12 protein-coding genes are annotated in these 15,127 nt (G+C 52.1%); 3 read left to right on the forward strand and 9 right to left on the reverse strand.

Features of this window, described 5'->3' with window-relative positions:
- Positions 1-84: 84 nt before the first annotated feature.
- Positions 85-1,122 (reverse strand): LacI family DNA-binding transcriptional regulator, encoded by a 1,038-nt coding sequence (locus tag D2E26_RS06415; protein ID WP_125963861.1) that lies wholly within the window; start codon positions 1,120-1,122, stop codon positions 85-87.
- Between the two features lie 182 nt (positions 1,123-1,304).
- On the opposite strand from D2E26_RS06415, the gene D2E26_RS06420 reads away from it, so the two are divergent.
- Complete coding sequence (locus tag D2E26_RS06420) at positions 1,305-2,255, forward strand: hypothetical protein (RefSeq protein ID WP_125963862.1); 951 nt, start codon at positions 1,305-1,307, stop codon at positions 2,253-2,255.
- Between the two features lie 6 nt (positions 2,256-2,261).
- Here the strand turns inward: D2E26_RS06420 and D2E26_RS06425 are convergent, their stop codons facing one another.
- The 6 genes from D2E26_RS06425 to fbaA form a co-directional block, all read right to left on the reverse strand.
- Entirely contained in the window at positions 2,262-3,929 is a 1,668-nt protein-coding gene (locus D2E26_RS06425) for an MFS transporter (RefSeq protein ID WP_241218894.1), read from the reverse strand.
- 113 nt (positions 3,930-4,042) lie between these two features.
- Positions 4,043-5,095, reverse strand: coding sequence for a ketol-acid reductoisomerase (ilvC, locus tag D2E26_RS06430; protein ID WP_125963863.1), 1,053 nt, complete (start codon positions 5,093-5,095; stop codon positions 4,043-4,045).
- 347 nt (positions 5,096-5,442) lie between these two features.
- Entirely contained in the window at positions 5,443-5,814 is a 372-nt protein-coding gene (locus D2E26_RS06435) for a fluoride efflux transporter FluC (protein ID WP_125963864.1), read from the reverse strand.
- Positions 5,814-7,046: a fluoride efflux transporter FluC gene (locus D2E26_RS06440; protein WP_125963865.1), complete on the reverse strand. Its 1,233-nt coding sequence runs from the start codon at positions 7,044-7,046 to the stop codon at positions 5,814-5,816. Before D2E26_RS06440 ends, D2E26_RS06435 begins: the two co-directional genes overlap by 1 nt.
- A gap of 2 nt (positions 7,047-7,048) precedes the next feature.
- A complete protein-coding gene (locus tag D2E26_RS06445; protein ID WP_125963866.1) occupies positions 7,049-8,335 on the reverse strand; it encodes an adenylosuccinate synthase in 1,287 nt (428 codons plus the stop codon).
- A gap of 93 nt (positions 8,336-8,428) precedes the next feature.
- A complete protein-coding gene (gene fbaA, locus D2E26_RS06450; protein WP_125963867.1) occupies positions 8,429-9,493 on the reverse strand; it encodes a class II fructose-bisphosphate aldolase in 1,065 nt (354 codons plus the stop codon).
- 149 nt (positions 9,494-9,642) lie between these two features.
- Between fbaA and D2E26_RS06455 the strand changes: the two genes are divergently transcribed.
- Positions 9,643-10,866 carry a polysaccharide deacetylase family protein gene (locus D2E26_RS06455; RefSeq protein WP_125963868.1) on the forward strand — a complete coding sequence of 408 codons (1,224 nt, stop codon included), beginning with the start codon at positions 9,643-9,645 and terminating at the stop codon, positions 10,864-10,866.
- A gap of 230 nt (positions 10,867-11,096) precedes the next feature.
- Positions 11,097-12,446: an MFS transporter gene (locus D2E26_RS06460; protein WP_125963869.1), complete on the forward strand. Its 1,350-nt coding sequence runs from the start codon at positions 11,097-11,099 to the stop codon at positions 12,444-12,446.
- 20 nt (positions 12,447-12,466) lie between these two features.
- Here D2E26_RS06460 and D2E26_RS06465 read toward each other — a convergent pair whose 3' ends face one another.
- On the reverse strand, positions 12,467-13,354 hold the full coding sequence (locus D2E26_RS06465; protein ID WP_125963870.1) for an SOS response-associated peptidase family protein: 888 nt from the start codon (positions 13,352-13,354) through the stop codon (positions 12,467-12,469).
- Between the two features lie 9 nt (positions 13,355-13,363).
- Positions 13,364-15,046, reverse strand: coding sequence for an NAD-dependent malic enzyme (locus D2E26_RS06470; protein ID WP_125963871.1), 1,683 nt, complete (start codon positions 15,044-15,046; stop codon positions 13,364-13,366).
- Between the last annotated feature and the right edge of the window lie 81 nt (positions 15,047-15,127).

Genomic DNA, 15,127 nt, shown 5'->3' on the forward strand with positions numbered 1-15,127 from the left:
GCTTCTACCTTCCTGACCCAAACTGAACGTTGTCTGGAAGATAGCTGGACATCCGGTAATCACGTTTGGTCTATGCGTTATTTTTCAAGCGTTTGTACTAGGAACAGTTCCCGTTGATTCACGCTCTATAAGTTCGTACGGCGGTTCGCTGACTGCACCGATATGTTCGCCTTCAACGAGTCGCAACATAATATTCGCTGCCATACGGCCTGCTTCAGTCACATTGCGCGACATAGCCGTAATATGCGGCGACATAATGTGGCACACAAATGAGTCTTCCATGGCCATAATCGACAGGTCTCGAGGCACTACGACACCATCCTGTTGTGCACAGCTCAGACCAGACATAGCCATCACATCGTTGTCGTAAATAATGGCTGTTGGCTTCTCTTCAGCATTCAGTAATGCTCGTGTTGCTTCTACAGCACCATCAGCGGTGTAATCCGTGTGTACAAACTGATATTGCACGCCTTGCTGCCCTGCAGCTTGCAGAAATGCGGTATTGCGTACATGTGACTGGCCAATCTCTTCAGGACCAGCTACGCGGGCAATCTTTCGATGCCCATAACGACGCAAATGAGAAATAGCACGCTCCGCTGCAGACCACATATCACTATGCAATGTTGGCAGTTCCGGAGCCAATGTTGGATCTCCAATAGCCAGTGCAGGCATAGTGGATAATTTCGTCAGCAAATCCACACGAGGATCATCAATTTCTAAATGCAACAGCAGAAGCGCATCCACATTGCCTGTTGCCGTCCAATCCCTAATAATGGAGAGCTCTTCAGTTGAACTACCAGCCAGGCGCAGCAGCATCGAATAATCATTGCGCTCCAGTTCTGAACCGAAACCAGACAGCATACCCATCATGCTTGGCTCAACTGAGAACAGATTCGGATCGCGGTTCATAATCAGACCAACGCGACGAGACTTCGCCTGAGCTAAGGATTGTGCTGCACGATTCGGTTTCCAACCCAATTCCTGCGCAACTTTCAGCACTTTGGCACGCGTGACCTCTGATACGCCACTTTTACCGTTTAATGCATACGAAACCGCGCTGCTTGAAACGCCAGCCGTCTTCGCCACATCAAAAATCGTCACCTTATCGTGCTGAATAGTCATGCACTACCCCCAACATTCACATGTTCATCACCAAGATGCCTGTAGAAGGCAGCTTCGTATGACGATTTTTCAAATGCTGAGACGTCAACGGAAGGCACGTCAGTAAACTACAAATGAGCTATATCTTGCAATGAGCACCACAGTGTTCAATTCAGCATCTGCAGAAGTTTCAAGGAGCTTTTATGACATCGGCATCAAACAATGACCGCACAGCATCCCAGAATTCAGTACAACTGCAGATGCCATCACTGTTTAGCGACCATATGGTGCTGCAGCGTAACCATGAAACCCAAATCTTTGGCACCGTAAGCGGTAATGCCGTTGAGCAAGCACGTATCAGCATTGAAGTACGCAATGCTCAAGGCAAGCGCGTAGCCAAGCGCATATCACCATGCATGGCTCCGCAAGGTATTACTTCGAACGAAGCAGAACCAGCGCAAAAGCTCGCATGGTTTATTACAATGCCGCCAATTACTGAAGCAGCACCATGCACAATGACTATTCGCTGCCAAGTTCCTGACGCTGAAGAACAGACAGTTACGTTCGCCGATGTGCACTATGGCGAAGTTTGGCTTTGGCTGCGGAATTCCAGTGAGGCGGAATCTGACTCAAACAGTGAGGCAGCGGCTCAGAACGTTGCAGTGTTTCATGTGAAACCTGCAGAACTCATTGAATCAGAAGAATCTGCAGAAGCACAGTGGATGGAACAGGCTGCACTGCCCCAGCAGGCTGCGGAATTTGCAGCCCAACTGCAGCAGCAGAAAGACGTAACTGTTGGCATGATTATCGCCACGACCGATGAAGCCGAGGCTGTCGCACCGTATACGGTAGCCGGCATCGTAGCGGAGGCAAGCACGGCAGATATCGATGCAGCAAACGACGTAGCCAACGAAGTAAGCGACGCAGCTAAGGCAGTAAGCGACGCAGCTAAGGCAGTAAGCGATGAGCAGCGCAAACTGTGGCGCGACCTGTGGGACGATGAGGGCCTGCCAATTCGTACGGGCGGTGATGCTGCCGCATTAGTACAGCTTGCACTTACTGAACTATGCGAAGAGCCGTACGCACCATTTGATGAACAATGGTACGAACGGCTCATTCCAGTCAGCGAAGCAGACGCTGAAGATTGGGATTAAGACCAATCAGCGCACGCTGCGAATGCTTGCCACGGCCCAGCCAGCGGCGAGCACAATCACAATCGCGGCAATAAATACGAGCGCATAGGCGGCGATTGGTGCAACGCTCACGCCCATGGCCATTTTCGTCAGATTGACTACGCCATAGGCAATAGCGGCGCCAAGCACCGTGGACAGCGTATTCGACATATTCAGAATGCCAAGATCCTTGCCAGCGGTTTTTGGATTTGGTAGCACAGCCACATTCAATGCCTGATCAATAGCGTTATAGACGCCGTAGCTCAGGCCTGCGAGCGCTGCGAACAGCACCATGCCAACCGTATTGCGCAGCAGCACTGGCAGCACTGCACCAATCGCAAAAACGCAGCATGACAGCGTTGCTGGCAACTTGAGTACGCCGAAACGATCGGCAATAGGACCTGCCGCAACAGCGGCCACAATCGAAGCAATAAGCGTCACAATTGCCATTGTGGCAATCAGATCAGCTGCATATTCGGTGGCATTTGGATCGCCTGCATAAATGTAATCCTGTGCAATATAAAGCTGGAACGTCATAATCATCCAGTAGGCGCACATCATAAGCGTACGACCTGCAAGTGCACGGTAGAAGTCTGGTGCGTGATGTGGCGGACGGAACAGATGCGTGATGAGCTCTGAATCGAGCTCGATATGCTCTTCGTTGCGATTATTTGGCTCACGAGGCCAGATCAGCACGGTTACGATGCCAATCAGCATCAGCGCAGCCATGCCAATAAACCAGCCAGCTTGCACGCCTGCATCGCCATGTACGAGCAGTGCAGCGCCAACAACCGATCCCAGTGTCTGACCTACGGCAATGCCGAGGCCATAGAGGCTTGAGATACGGCCGCGCACCTTATCTGGCACGCGATCAGCCAGTGTAGCTACAAATGGAGCCAGCATCATATTGAAGCCGAACTGAGCAATGCACCAAAGCGTAATAATGCCGGCAATTGTTTCTGCTCCAGCAACGCCGCCCATGGCAGCACCAGCAATAACGCTGCCAATCACAATCCATGGCGTACGGCGGCCGAATCGCGAACGCGTAATATCCGATAATGCGCCGAAGAGCACATTGGAGAACAGTGCCACAATCGCACCTAAACCGGTGGCTAAGCCAACGAGGGCTACCTTATCCGATGGATCCATGACCTCAAACATGTATGGCAGCACCACCGTAGACAGTGCAATCCATGGGATAGCGCTTACTACGGCGCACAGTGCAAAGCCAATGCCAAGGCGGGCTAAATCGCGCGAGGTTGGCTGCGTGCCATCGGCTGCGGTCATTGGATCGCGCATATCGTTAAATGCACTCGTCTCATCCATAACAGCGCTATCAACTGTTGCCATAGGCGTTAAACCGCCCATAACAGCAACAGATGGGTTACCCGTACGCATGCGTGCGATTTGCACAATAGGGCTGTCAACCGATGGATCTGCAGCGCGCTTGCGCTTAGTTGGCATGCCAAGTCGACCAATTGCGGCTTTATCGCGTTCCCTAAGTTCTTTATCGAGATCTGGTCGATCATCAATGCCTGGGCGCACATATGCTGCCATGCCCGGCTGGAAGCTCTTACGAGGTTCTTCGTGTTGTTGTTCAGAAGTTAAGTTTGTTGTGGCCTCTTGCTGAGGCTCATTCGAATGGGTGTTGGCCATACGCTCCATACTAACGATCGAGTTGTCTTATGTACTAGCAAAAAGCCCATGCCATTACAGCATGGGCTTATCTTACAAGTATTTGTGCAGTGTACAGCGGCTAGGAATCAGACTTACTGAACCTGTGCGCGAGCAATCTTGCCCGTGAACGAGTTAGCCTCGTCGGCATCCTTAGCGCCTTCGTTGTTCCACGAGAACATAGCGCGCAGCTTTGGACCGACTTCCTCAATGCGAACATTCGAGTACTCTTCCTGCAACTGCTTGAACTTAGGAGCGCCTGCAGCCTGATCCTCCATGAACTCCTTAGCGAAGGAGCCATCCTGAATACGCTTGAGGTGGTACTGCATACGCTCACGTGCGTGCTCGTCAATAACGGTGTTGACGTAATCGCCGTACTGAGCCGTATCGGAGCAGGACCAACGATCCTTGTTCAGACCGCCTTCGTTCATAAGGTCGACGATCATCTTGAGCTCGTGGCAGACCTCGAAGTAAGCAATTTCTGGCTGGTAGCCGGCATCGGTCAGCACCTCGAAGCCCATTTCGACGAGCTTGTTGACGCCACCGAGCAGCACATTCTGCTCACCGAACAGATCGGTTTCGGTTTCTTCCTTGAACGTCGTCTTAATAGCGCCAGCGCGCAGAGCACCCAGAGCCTTGGCGTAAGCCAGAGCCAGATCCCAACCGTCACCACGTGGATCCTGCTCAACAGCCGTCACGACTGGAACGCCACGGCCTGCTGCGAACTCACGGCGCACAATGTGGCCTGGGCCCTTTGGAGCAACCATGAACACTGGGTGATCGGCCGATGGCTTGATGTAGCCGTAATGAATGTTGAAGCCGTGTGCAAAGGCAAGTGCTGCACCTGGCTTAATGTTTGGCTCGATGTCGTTCTCCCAGATACCCTTCTGGTGCTGATCAGGAGCAAGAATCATGATGACATCTGCATCCTTAACGGCGTCAGCAACGCTCTTGACTTCAAGGCCCTGTTCTTTGGCGAACTCAACGGACTTTGACGTAGGACGCAGACCAACAACGACGTCCACGCCCGAATCACGAAGGTTCAATGCGTGTGCATGGCCCTGCGAACCATAACCAATAATTGCAACCTTCTTGCCGTCAAAGACCGAGAGGTCGCCGTCGTTGTCGTACCAAATCTGTGCTGCCATGGATGGCGCTCCTTCTACTCGTATGTGGTGGCATGAGCCACATTCATGGTGGTTTGCAATAGTTGTGCCAGCAAACGCTCCCCCATGTAATTTGCAGGCAATCCGTCTGATGGGATAGCAACCATCTCTCGCGATTCTGTCGCTGAGACTGGGGCCAATATTACAGAAATGAGACGGGGGTAACGGCACGCGTCCATCTTTCGGAACCGTGACCGCTATGCGGATACTGAAGAAATGCCAAAGGAATACCGAAGCCGCCGGAGCACCTGTGCAATCACGTGGCAGCACGGTAAAAAGAAACGCACCCTGAACATAGGTTTCAGAGTGCGTTCAAAAATCAACATTGATCACAGCGATCCAATAAACCAGCCCAAAATGGCGGCACCAAGCGGAATCACAATGGTCAGAATGAAGTAGGTTGTGGCCACGCCAAAATGACGGCCGCGAATCAACGCGAGAATCTCGTTGACGCACGTGGAGAACGTGGAGAAGCCGCCGAGGAAGCCCGTTGCAAACAGCAAGTAGGCCGAATTATCAACGGTATGGCAGAAGAATGAGGCCGCTGCAACGCCCGCGCACAGTGACGCGATCGTGTTGATAATGAACGTTGACATTGGGAATGCCTTCGTCCACCAGCGCTGAATCGACGTGTTGAGTACGAAGCGAGCCACGGCGCCGAGGCCACCACATGCGCTAATTAACAGGAATTCCGTAAACATCAGTGAACCTCCCCTCGCAGTGGGTCGGCCACCAATGGAATTTCATCCGTGGTTGGGTCAGGCTCGTGAGCTTGCGTTGGCGCCGTTTTTGGCACTGGGCAGTAGCCGAGTACGCCGTCCACTTCATTCGTCACGTCCGTAGCAGGCGCGCTTGGCTCGGCGGCCACCGCGTGCTGCGTGCTTTCTTCAGCAGAATGACCGGCAACAGCTGGGTCCGTAGGAACCCTGACGCCAATGGCCGGCTGAGGAGCGTCTTCTAGATTGACTTCTCTGATTGCTTGGGCGGCGCGCTTCGTGGTGATACGCAAACCAATCCAAGAACCAAGTGCTGCAACCAACAGACCGCACACAAACGAGCACAGGATGTAGAAGATCATGCTGCCGATTGCGCCATCGCGCAGAGCTTCCATGTTCTCAACCATGAACGTGGAGAACGTAGAGAAGCCGCCGCACATACCCAAGCCGAAACCACGGCTAATCAGCTGACGCGAACGCTTGCGAATCCAAACAGCCTGCGAAATAGCAGCCGTCAGCGTTGCAAAAATAAACGTTGCGAGCATATTGGCCACAAACGTGCCCGGGTGGAATGCTGCGAACAAGCCAGTTGTTGCTGGTGGCTTTGGCATCCACAGTGCGCAGCCATAACGCATTGCCGTACCGACGAAGCCGCCAAGGAACACGACCAGATACACTGGCAAATCAGCAAGTGGGTTAAAACGACCCTGCATACGCTTCATAGGAGCCAGTGGCACCTCAGGCGGCGCCGACTGTGCAGCAGCACCAGTTGGGTTGGTACCCGTAGCTACTGGAGCAAAGGCTGCGGCAACGCTTGGCACACGAGACAAATCGTGGTCAGCATCGAAAATCGAGAATGTATCGTCATCGGTTGGCGAAGCAGCCGAAATCGACGAAAAATCAGATGACGACGCTGATGCAGCAGTCTTAGCAGCAGAAGTATCAGCCGTAGCTATATTCGCCGAATCTGTTGCAGCTGTAGTTGTAGTTGCAGGTGCTGCAGACTCAGATGGAGCTACTGGAGCCGGGAATGGTGTCATCGTACTGATAACAGGCATCTCGGTAATATCAGGTACTTCTAAGCGCGGATGCTCTTCTTCTGGAACAGCATCAGGCGTTGCATCTTGTTCATCACGAGCAATGGCATCAAGGAAATGGCCGTGTGCGGCTATTTCCTCTTCATGCTCTTTATGCTCGGCGTTATTTGAATCAGCCACTATCAATCCACCAATGAATGAATTTGAATGATATGGTCACGCTGAGGACCAGTACCAATCACGGAAATGCGGCAGCCCGAAAGCTCTTCGAGCCTACGCACATATGCCTTGCAGTTTGCAGGCAGATCATCAAAATCATGAATCTGAGAGATGTCCTCGGTCCAACCCGGCATCGTCTCATAGATTGGCTTTGCAATATCAAATGCTGTTTGGTCAACTGGCATATCGTCGTAACGTTCGCCATCCACGTCGTATGCAACGCACAGCGGAATCTGCTCAAGGCCAGTCAGCACATCAAGCTTCGTCAGCACAATATCGGTTAAACCGTTCACTTGCACGGCATAACGGTTCACTACGGCATCAAACCAGCCGCAACGACGTGGACGACCCGTAGTCACGCCATATTCGTGACCCTGCTCGCGCAACCACGTACCCCACTCGTCGAACAGCTCGGTTGGGAATGGACCTTCGCCAACGCGCGTTACATAAGCCTTGGAGACGCCAATAACGCGGTTAATCTTCGTTGGACCAACACCGGTACCCGTGCAAGCACCGCCGGAGGTTGGGTTCGACGATGTCACGAATGGGTAGGTGCCATGATCAATATCGAGCATGGTGGCCTGACCGCCTTCAAACAGCACAGTCTTGCCTTCATCCAGTGCCTTGTTCAGCACGAGCGACGTGTTTGCTGCATATGGGCGCAAACGCTCACCCAGAGCCAGCAGCTCATCAACAGTACGATCCACGTCAACAGCACGGCGGTTATAGAGCTTGACGAGCATCTGGTTCTTCTGACGCAGGCTGTTTTCTACCTTGTCGCGCAGAACTTCTTCGTGGAACAGATCAGAGACGCGAATACCAACGCGGTTGATCTTATCGGCATAAGCAGGGCCAATACCGCGGCCTGTAGTGCCGATCTTCTTCTTACCAGCGAAGCGCTCCGAGACCTTATCAATAGTGCGGTGATAAGGCGCAATAACCTGTGCTGATTCGCTGACGAGCAGTCGCGAGCAATCAATGCCACGGGACTGCAAGCCATCGATTTCTTCAAACAGCACTTCTGGATCGACAACTACACCATTGCCAATAACAGGCGTAGCCGTTGGGCTAATAATGCCTGAAGGAAGCAAATGCAGAGCGTAAGATTCGTTGCCAACAACAACAGTGTGGCCTGCGTTGTTACCACCGTTAAAACGTGCGACGTAATCGACTTTGGTACCGATTAAATCGGTTGCTTTACCCTTACCTTCGTCACCCCACTGTGCGCCAATCAACACAATTCCAGGCATGCTTCCCTCCGCTCCAGTCAGCAATTAGACGAACCAAGCATACCCGCGGCCCCATACGCATGGGGCCCTTTGTCTCGCAACGTAAAGTAATCGTCAGTGCATAGCGCGGCCAGCAGAACCAAGCTGCTTGCAGGCTTCTACAACGCGTGCTGCCATAGCGTCTTCGGCTTCACGACCCCACGAACGAGGGTCATACATCTTCTTATTGCCGACTTCGCCATCAACTTTGAGCACTTCGTCATAGTGCTTGAACATGTGGTTAGCAATGGCACGCGTAAACGCATACTGCGTATCGGTGTCAATATTCATCTTGACTACGCCATGAGCCACTGCTTCTGCAATTTCTGCAGGCGTAGAACCCGAGCCGCCATGGAACACGAGCTCGAATGGTTCACCATTGAGTACCTTCATGCCAGGTACGCGTGGCAGTTCACCGCGTTCAATCTCTTCCCAGACTGCCGACTGAATCTCGCCCAGCAGTTCAGGACGCAGCTTGACTACGCCTGGCTTATAGGCGCCATGCACATTACCAAACGTGAAAGCAGCCGTATAACGGCCGCGCTCACCAAGGCCCAATGCACGAGCTACGCGCAAACCATCTTCTGGCGTGGAATACAGTTTGTCATTGATTGCTGCGCTGTGGCCATCTTCTTCGCCGCCAACAGCACCGATTTCAATTTCAAGAATCGTGTGAGCTTTCTGCGACTTTTCGAGCAGCTCACGTGCAATCTTCAAGTTTTCAGCCAGTGGCACCGTGGAACCATCCCACATGTGCGACTGGAACGCAGGCTCCTGACCATGGGCCACCTGATCGGCTTCAATGTCGAGCAAAGGGCGAACCCAATCATCCAAATACTGCTTAGCGCAGTGATCAGTATGCAAAGCCACCGTAATATTTGGGTATTTGCGCGCAACTTCGCGTGCAAATGCGGCAAAAGCAAGCGAACCCGTAACGCGATCAGCTACGCGCTGGCCCGAGAAATACGCCGAACCACCAACAGACACCTGAATAATGCCGTCAGATTCTGCATCTGCGAAACCTTGAAGTGCAGCATTGAGCGTCTGAGTACTCGTCACGTTAATAGCTGGAAAAGCATATCCACCGGCACGTGCTGCATCGAGCATGGCCTCATATCGTTCTGGTGTTGCAATAGGCATGTTTTTATTATGCTCTATTCGTATTAACAAAAATCGAAATAATTCCTTAAGCGCACGCAACATTTCGACACCAAAGAAGTCCCGAAATTTGAACAAAAATTGCCTAGAATGATGGCAGAGCAACGCAGCGAACGAGAACGGAATTGGTGATGAGCGACCCGAACGGAAACCTAGAACACATAGAAGAACTTTCTTTTGAAGGGCTGGCCGAACCACCTCGCCCACGCAAGCCTCGCAGTATTGGCTTTACGATTACGGCAATTATTGTGGCCGTAGCTGTTGTGATCGGCTCGATTAGCGTGTGGTGGATGTGGCAGTTCCACTGGCGTTCGATTGACGTCAGCGTGGACGGTAAAACCTACTCAATTAAGGCCGATCTGCCACTCGAGTCACTGCTCAAGGAGCACAATAACTTCAACCGTAAGCCAGGCAATCTGCTTGCTGTAGACGGCAAAGTGCTCAAAAAGGGCGAAGGCAACCCAGTAACTGTTTCTGTTGACGGCAAGGCTGTGGCATATGCCGATTACAGTTCGGCTCGACTGACTAATAATGCTGTTATTTCAGTCACTGACGGCACCGATACCACCGAACAGCACAGTGTTGGCGAAGCTCCTATTCCATTTGGCACCGATATCAATTTGAATAACGGCGCTATTCAGAAAGTGGTGCAGCAAGGCAAGGATGGCCTTGCAGAAACGTGGACGGGCAAGATTTCCGGTAAGACGGTGCAGAAAAAGCGTCTTAAGGATCCTACGAATCTCAAGGTTATTTCGTTTAATGTGTCGCCAAAAGACAAGAAAATCGTGGCACTGACGTTTGATGATGGCCCAAGCCCTTATACCGAGAAGATCCTCGACATTTTGAAGGACAAGCATGTTAAGGCTACGTTCTTTGACGTCGGCACAGCCGCGCTGGAGTATCCGCAAATCGAAAAGCGCGCAATTCAAGAGGGCAATCAGGTTGCGAGCCACTCAGCCTCGCATGGTTACATGCCAAATATGAACCGCAAGCAGCTGCGCAGCGAAATTGAAAAGGGCTTCCAAGATCTGGAGAAGGCTTCGGGCGATAAAACGAACGTGCTGCGCGCTCCATATGGTGCGTTTGGCGTTGAGCAGTGGAAAGAGGCTGCCGATCTCGTTGGTATGAACGTGCTGTGGAACGTCGACACTGAGGATTGGAAGCGTCCTGGTCCTGACAAGATCCGCGAAACGGTGCGCGACAGCGTCTTCAACGGTGCTGTAGTGCTTATGCATGCAGGCGGCGGCGATCGTACACAGTCGGTTGACGCACTGCCGGGCATTATTGACGATCTCAAGGCTGACGGCTACACGTTCGTCACGATTAACGAATACGCGGCCATGCATAAGGAGTAGCGTTCAGTCCCCTGCTTTGGCGGGCATGTGAGCACAGTTGCTGAGCACTATTGCTGAGCACTGTTGCTGACGTGCCCGCTTTTCTTATGTTCGTTTTTCTTGTGCTCTCAAATACTGAGGAAAGCCAAAAACTCCATGCACACCATCGGTAGATTGGCAATAGCTACTTCAGGCGCAGCAACTTGCAGCTGCAGCCTATGCGTTGAGATGAGCAGAGAATATGAGGGGATATGACTGCAGCATCGTCTATTACCAAAACAGGTGCAAGCGAGCCTTGTGAAAAGAAATTAAGCGCCTACGAATCGTATATGGCGTGGTTCACTGCCGATAGTGCTACTGCCGTAGGCCTGGCACTACGCACGCTTGCTATTTCACTGGTTGCTTTTACGATTTCGCAATCAACAGTTTTGGCCGGCTGGCTCGGTACTGGAGCGCTTGCTGTGCAACAAGTACTGGGTATTTTTGGCGGCACTTTCACCGACCGTCATGAGCGCAAAACGCTCGTTATTGTTAATGCTTTCGCTGGAACTCTGCTCTGGGGTACCGTTGCCATACTGCTCGTTACAGGCAATCTCAGCTTTGCTGTGCTGACTACGCTCACGCTTATTGCTTGCGCCATTAATGGTTTCTTAGGCAGTGCAGCTGACGCGATGCTGCGCTCGATTGTGCCGATTAGCGCTTACCCAAAAGCGCGCAGCCTCAACGAAGGCCGCGATGCGACCATCAATATGATGAGCAATCCTCTAAGTGGCTTGCTCTACGGATTGTTTATTTGGCTGCCTTTTGCCGCAAGTGCGCTTGCTTATGCAGTTGCTGGCGTTGCTGCACTGGGCTTGCGTAAAGATGTGCCACAACGCAAAGTTACGTCACAATGCAAAGCTGCGACTGTCGCTGACGAGGCACAGAGACTTGCGGGCACCGACCAGAGTGCTCAAGAATCCAATAGTTTCAAGGAATTTGTGGCCGATTTCAAAGAAGGCTGGGTCTGGTCGTTTTCGAAACGAACCGTGCTTGTGGTGCTTACGGCTGCAAGTTTGCTCAATTTCGGCGTGAACGGCATCCAATACGCTATTCAGCTGCATTTAATTGCCACAGGAACTCCGGCTATGAGCATCGGCCTTATTGGCGGCGCTATTAGCTTTATGATGCTCGTCGGATCGTGCATTGCGGCTCGTATTTCGAATCGCATTTCTGCCGGCATGGCAACCTGCGTATCCTTTGCCTTCATTGCATTAGCCGCACTGGCTTTGCCGCTGCTGGATTCCTACTGGTACATGCTCGTTTTCAACGCGTTACTGGGATTGCCAGTGCCGCTCGTCAACGCCATGATGCTCGGCTTTATTTTCGCTAAAGCTCCGCAGCATATGCAGGGTCGTATTACCGTTACGTTGACTGTACCTGCACAAATCTTGTCGATGTTCTGCTCGGCAATTGCCGGTATGCTACTCGCTGCAACGGGCTTCACGTTTGCTCTTGCTGCGTTTGCCAGCGTGACGTTGTGTGCCGCCATACTGACGCTGTGCAGCAAGAATATTCGTGCCATTCCATGCGCTCAGCAGTGGCCTGACGCGCATATTTGATATTCAATGAGCGGTCCAGACTAGTTCGCTGGTTCCACGTGAAACGGTACTTTCGACCGGTCTGCGAGTGCGAAATAGTCTGGGCTCAGCCACTGCTGCAACTCAAGTGGGTGCAGCACGAGCGGCATACGTGGGTGGATCGGCGCCATTGCAGCGTTCGCAGCCGTCGTAATCATCGAGAACGTGTTCCCTTTTCGTACGGCTCCAATCAGCATGACGGGCATGTTCGGCACCGTGAACACGAACTGTCGCTTACGTGCTCGCTTGGGTTTTGTTGCAATATTGATTTCTGCTGAATCGTGCATGGCTGTTGCCATACCGTCGCCGAACTCTGCCTCACTGTATGGCGTTTGCGCAAATTCGTAGAACCTGCGGCAAGCGATTATGCAGCGTTCATGCTCCATAGCGCTGCGCCAGAATGGCTTATCAGTGCTCTCAATGCGCGTATTAAACACTGGCTGGTTCATCCATGAGGCATCACAGCCCCAGCGCAGCTGAGCAATCTGCAACGAGTGCGATGGCAAATACAGCTTGCGCTGAGATGCTGGCGAAGCTTCGCTGTTTTCCGCATTGCTGCTCGCCCGTGCTTGCAAGCTTTGCAAGCCACTAGCAGTGTCAAACGTTGGCAGCAATACGGGTGTAATCGAGCTTGGGAACACGTCATGGTCATGCGAAGCCGGGATATGCTGTTGTGGCTTCGCTTCTCGCTCCTGCGGTTCGTCAAACTCTAGTTCTTGCTGCGTTGCCGATGCATAATCCTGCTGCATAGGCAGCTCAGTCTGCTCGGGCCGCTCAGGTTGAGCAGGCTGAGCCATTTCAGTTGGATCATGTTCTGGCTCATCGCCAGTGAGCTGCGTCAAAATCGCTTGAACATGTTCAAGTGTTAAGGCCTCATATCGCGCGCACATAGGGCTACTTTACTTGTATTCTGGCTGCCACATCATGGCATGCACACGTTCAATCCAGAAGTCCTTTTCGGTACGGCCGTCAGCCTTACCGTCATGAACTGCCTGAGCGTACAAATCCTCTGCAACGCCATCCTTCACAGCTTGCATAGCAACGGCAACAGCAACTGTTGCCGACGATTCACGCAGGTTCTCAACAGCAGGCAGCAGCGAAGCGCCTGGCGTCATCACATCAACCTGACCAGCAGCTGCATTAGCCGCAGCCAGCAGCATGCCATCGGTAATGTGCTCAGCAGCGCTGATGATAACGCCAAGACCCAAGCCTGGGTACAGCAACGCGTTATTGGCCTGACCAATGTGATAGGTCACACCGTTGTATTCGACTGGATCAATTGGAATACCCGTAGAAATCAGTGCACGACCATCACTCCAGCGAATAATGTCATCCGGCATAGCCTCGATCTTTTCCGTTGGGTTCGAAAGCGGCAGCACAATTGGACGTTCTGTGCCAGCAGCCATTTCACGAATCACATCTTCAGTGAATGCGCCATGATCGGTTGACGTTCCAATCAGAATCGTTGGATGCACATGCTTAATCACTTCAAGCAGCTTAATATGGCCGTTTTCGTCACGCTTCCAGTCAGCCACTTCCGCAGCTGGACGAGCATATGGCTGCTGATAGTTCGGCAGATTCTTCATGTCATCAGTTACAAGGCCGTTAATATCAACGAGCCAGACGCGAGCCTTAGCTTCATCCTCGCTCAAGCCTTCACGAACCATTGCTGCAGCAATCTGATCAGCCATGCCACTACCTGCAGTGCCTGCACCGAACACGACCAAACGCTGGTCTGCGAACGTTGAGTGCGTAATCTTTAAGCCACTCATAACAGCTGCCATAACAATGGCACCTGTGCCCTGCATATCGTCGTTGAAAATACGATACTGATCGCGATACTGCTCGAGAATGCGACGTGCGTTCGAAGCACCAAAGTCTTCAAAGTGCAGCATGGCATGTGGGAAGTGTGCTGCAGCACTGCGCAGATACTCAGCAATCATGCGGTCATACTGCTCGCCACGCACACGTGCATGGCGGTTACCTAAGTACTTTGGATTGTTGAGCAATGCTTCGTTATCGGTACCCGCATCGAGACCAACAGCCACAACGCGACGTGGATCAACACCTGCTGCTGCCGTATACACAGCGAGCTTGCCAATGCTGATCTCCGTGCCGTTCACTCCCCAATCGCCAATACCAAGAATCTGCTCTGCATCGGAAACAACAAGCAGATCAACATCGTCAGGGCCAAGGCCCAAGTTATCGAAGGCTTCATCGATTTGATCAATATGATCAACGCTTAAATACAGCGCGGGAGCATCGCGGAAATCATCCGACCACTTCTCAATTGCTTCAGCAATTGTTGGATCGTAAATAATTGGCAGCATTTCTGCCAGGTGCTCAGTCACAACGCGGTAATACAGCGTGGCATTCGCATTACGCAAATCACTGAGCATTAAGTACTTCTGCAGATTCGATTCGCAGTTGTTGTATTGCTCATAAGCACGGCGCTCTTGGTCATCAAGCGTCTCAACAGCCGATGGCAGCAAACCTGCTAAGCCGTACTGCTTACGCTCTTCTAGCGTGAATGCCGTGCCCTTATTCGTAAATGGGTTCCTCATAATGTCTGGCAGCTTCATGCGATCACCCTTACATGCCAAGCGTCTAATACTTACTGCCATTCAGCATGATGTTGATAACTGAGTGATCGCTTAATATTT

It is taken from the genome of Bifidobacterium dolichotidis (genome assembly GCF_003951975.1).
Classification (GTDB): domain Bacteria; phylum Actinomycetota; class Actinomycetes; order Actinomycetales; family Bifidobacteriaceae; genus Bifidobacterium; species Bifidobacterium dolichotidis.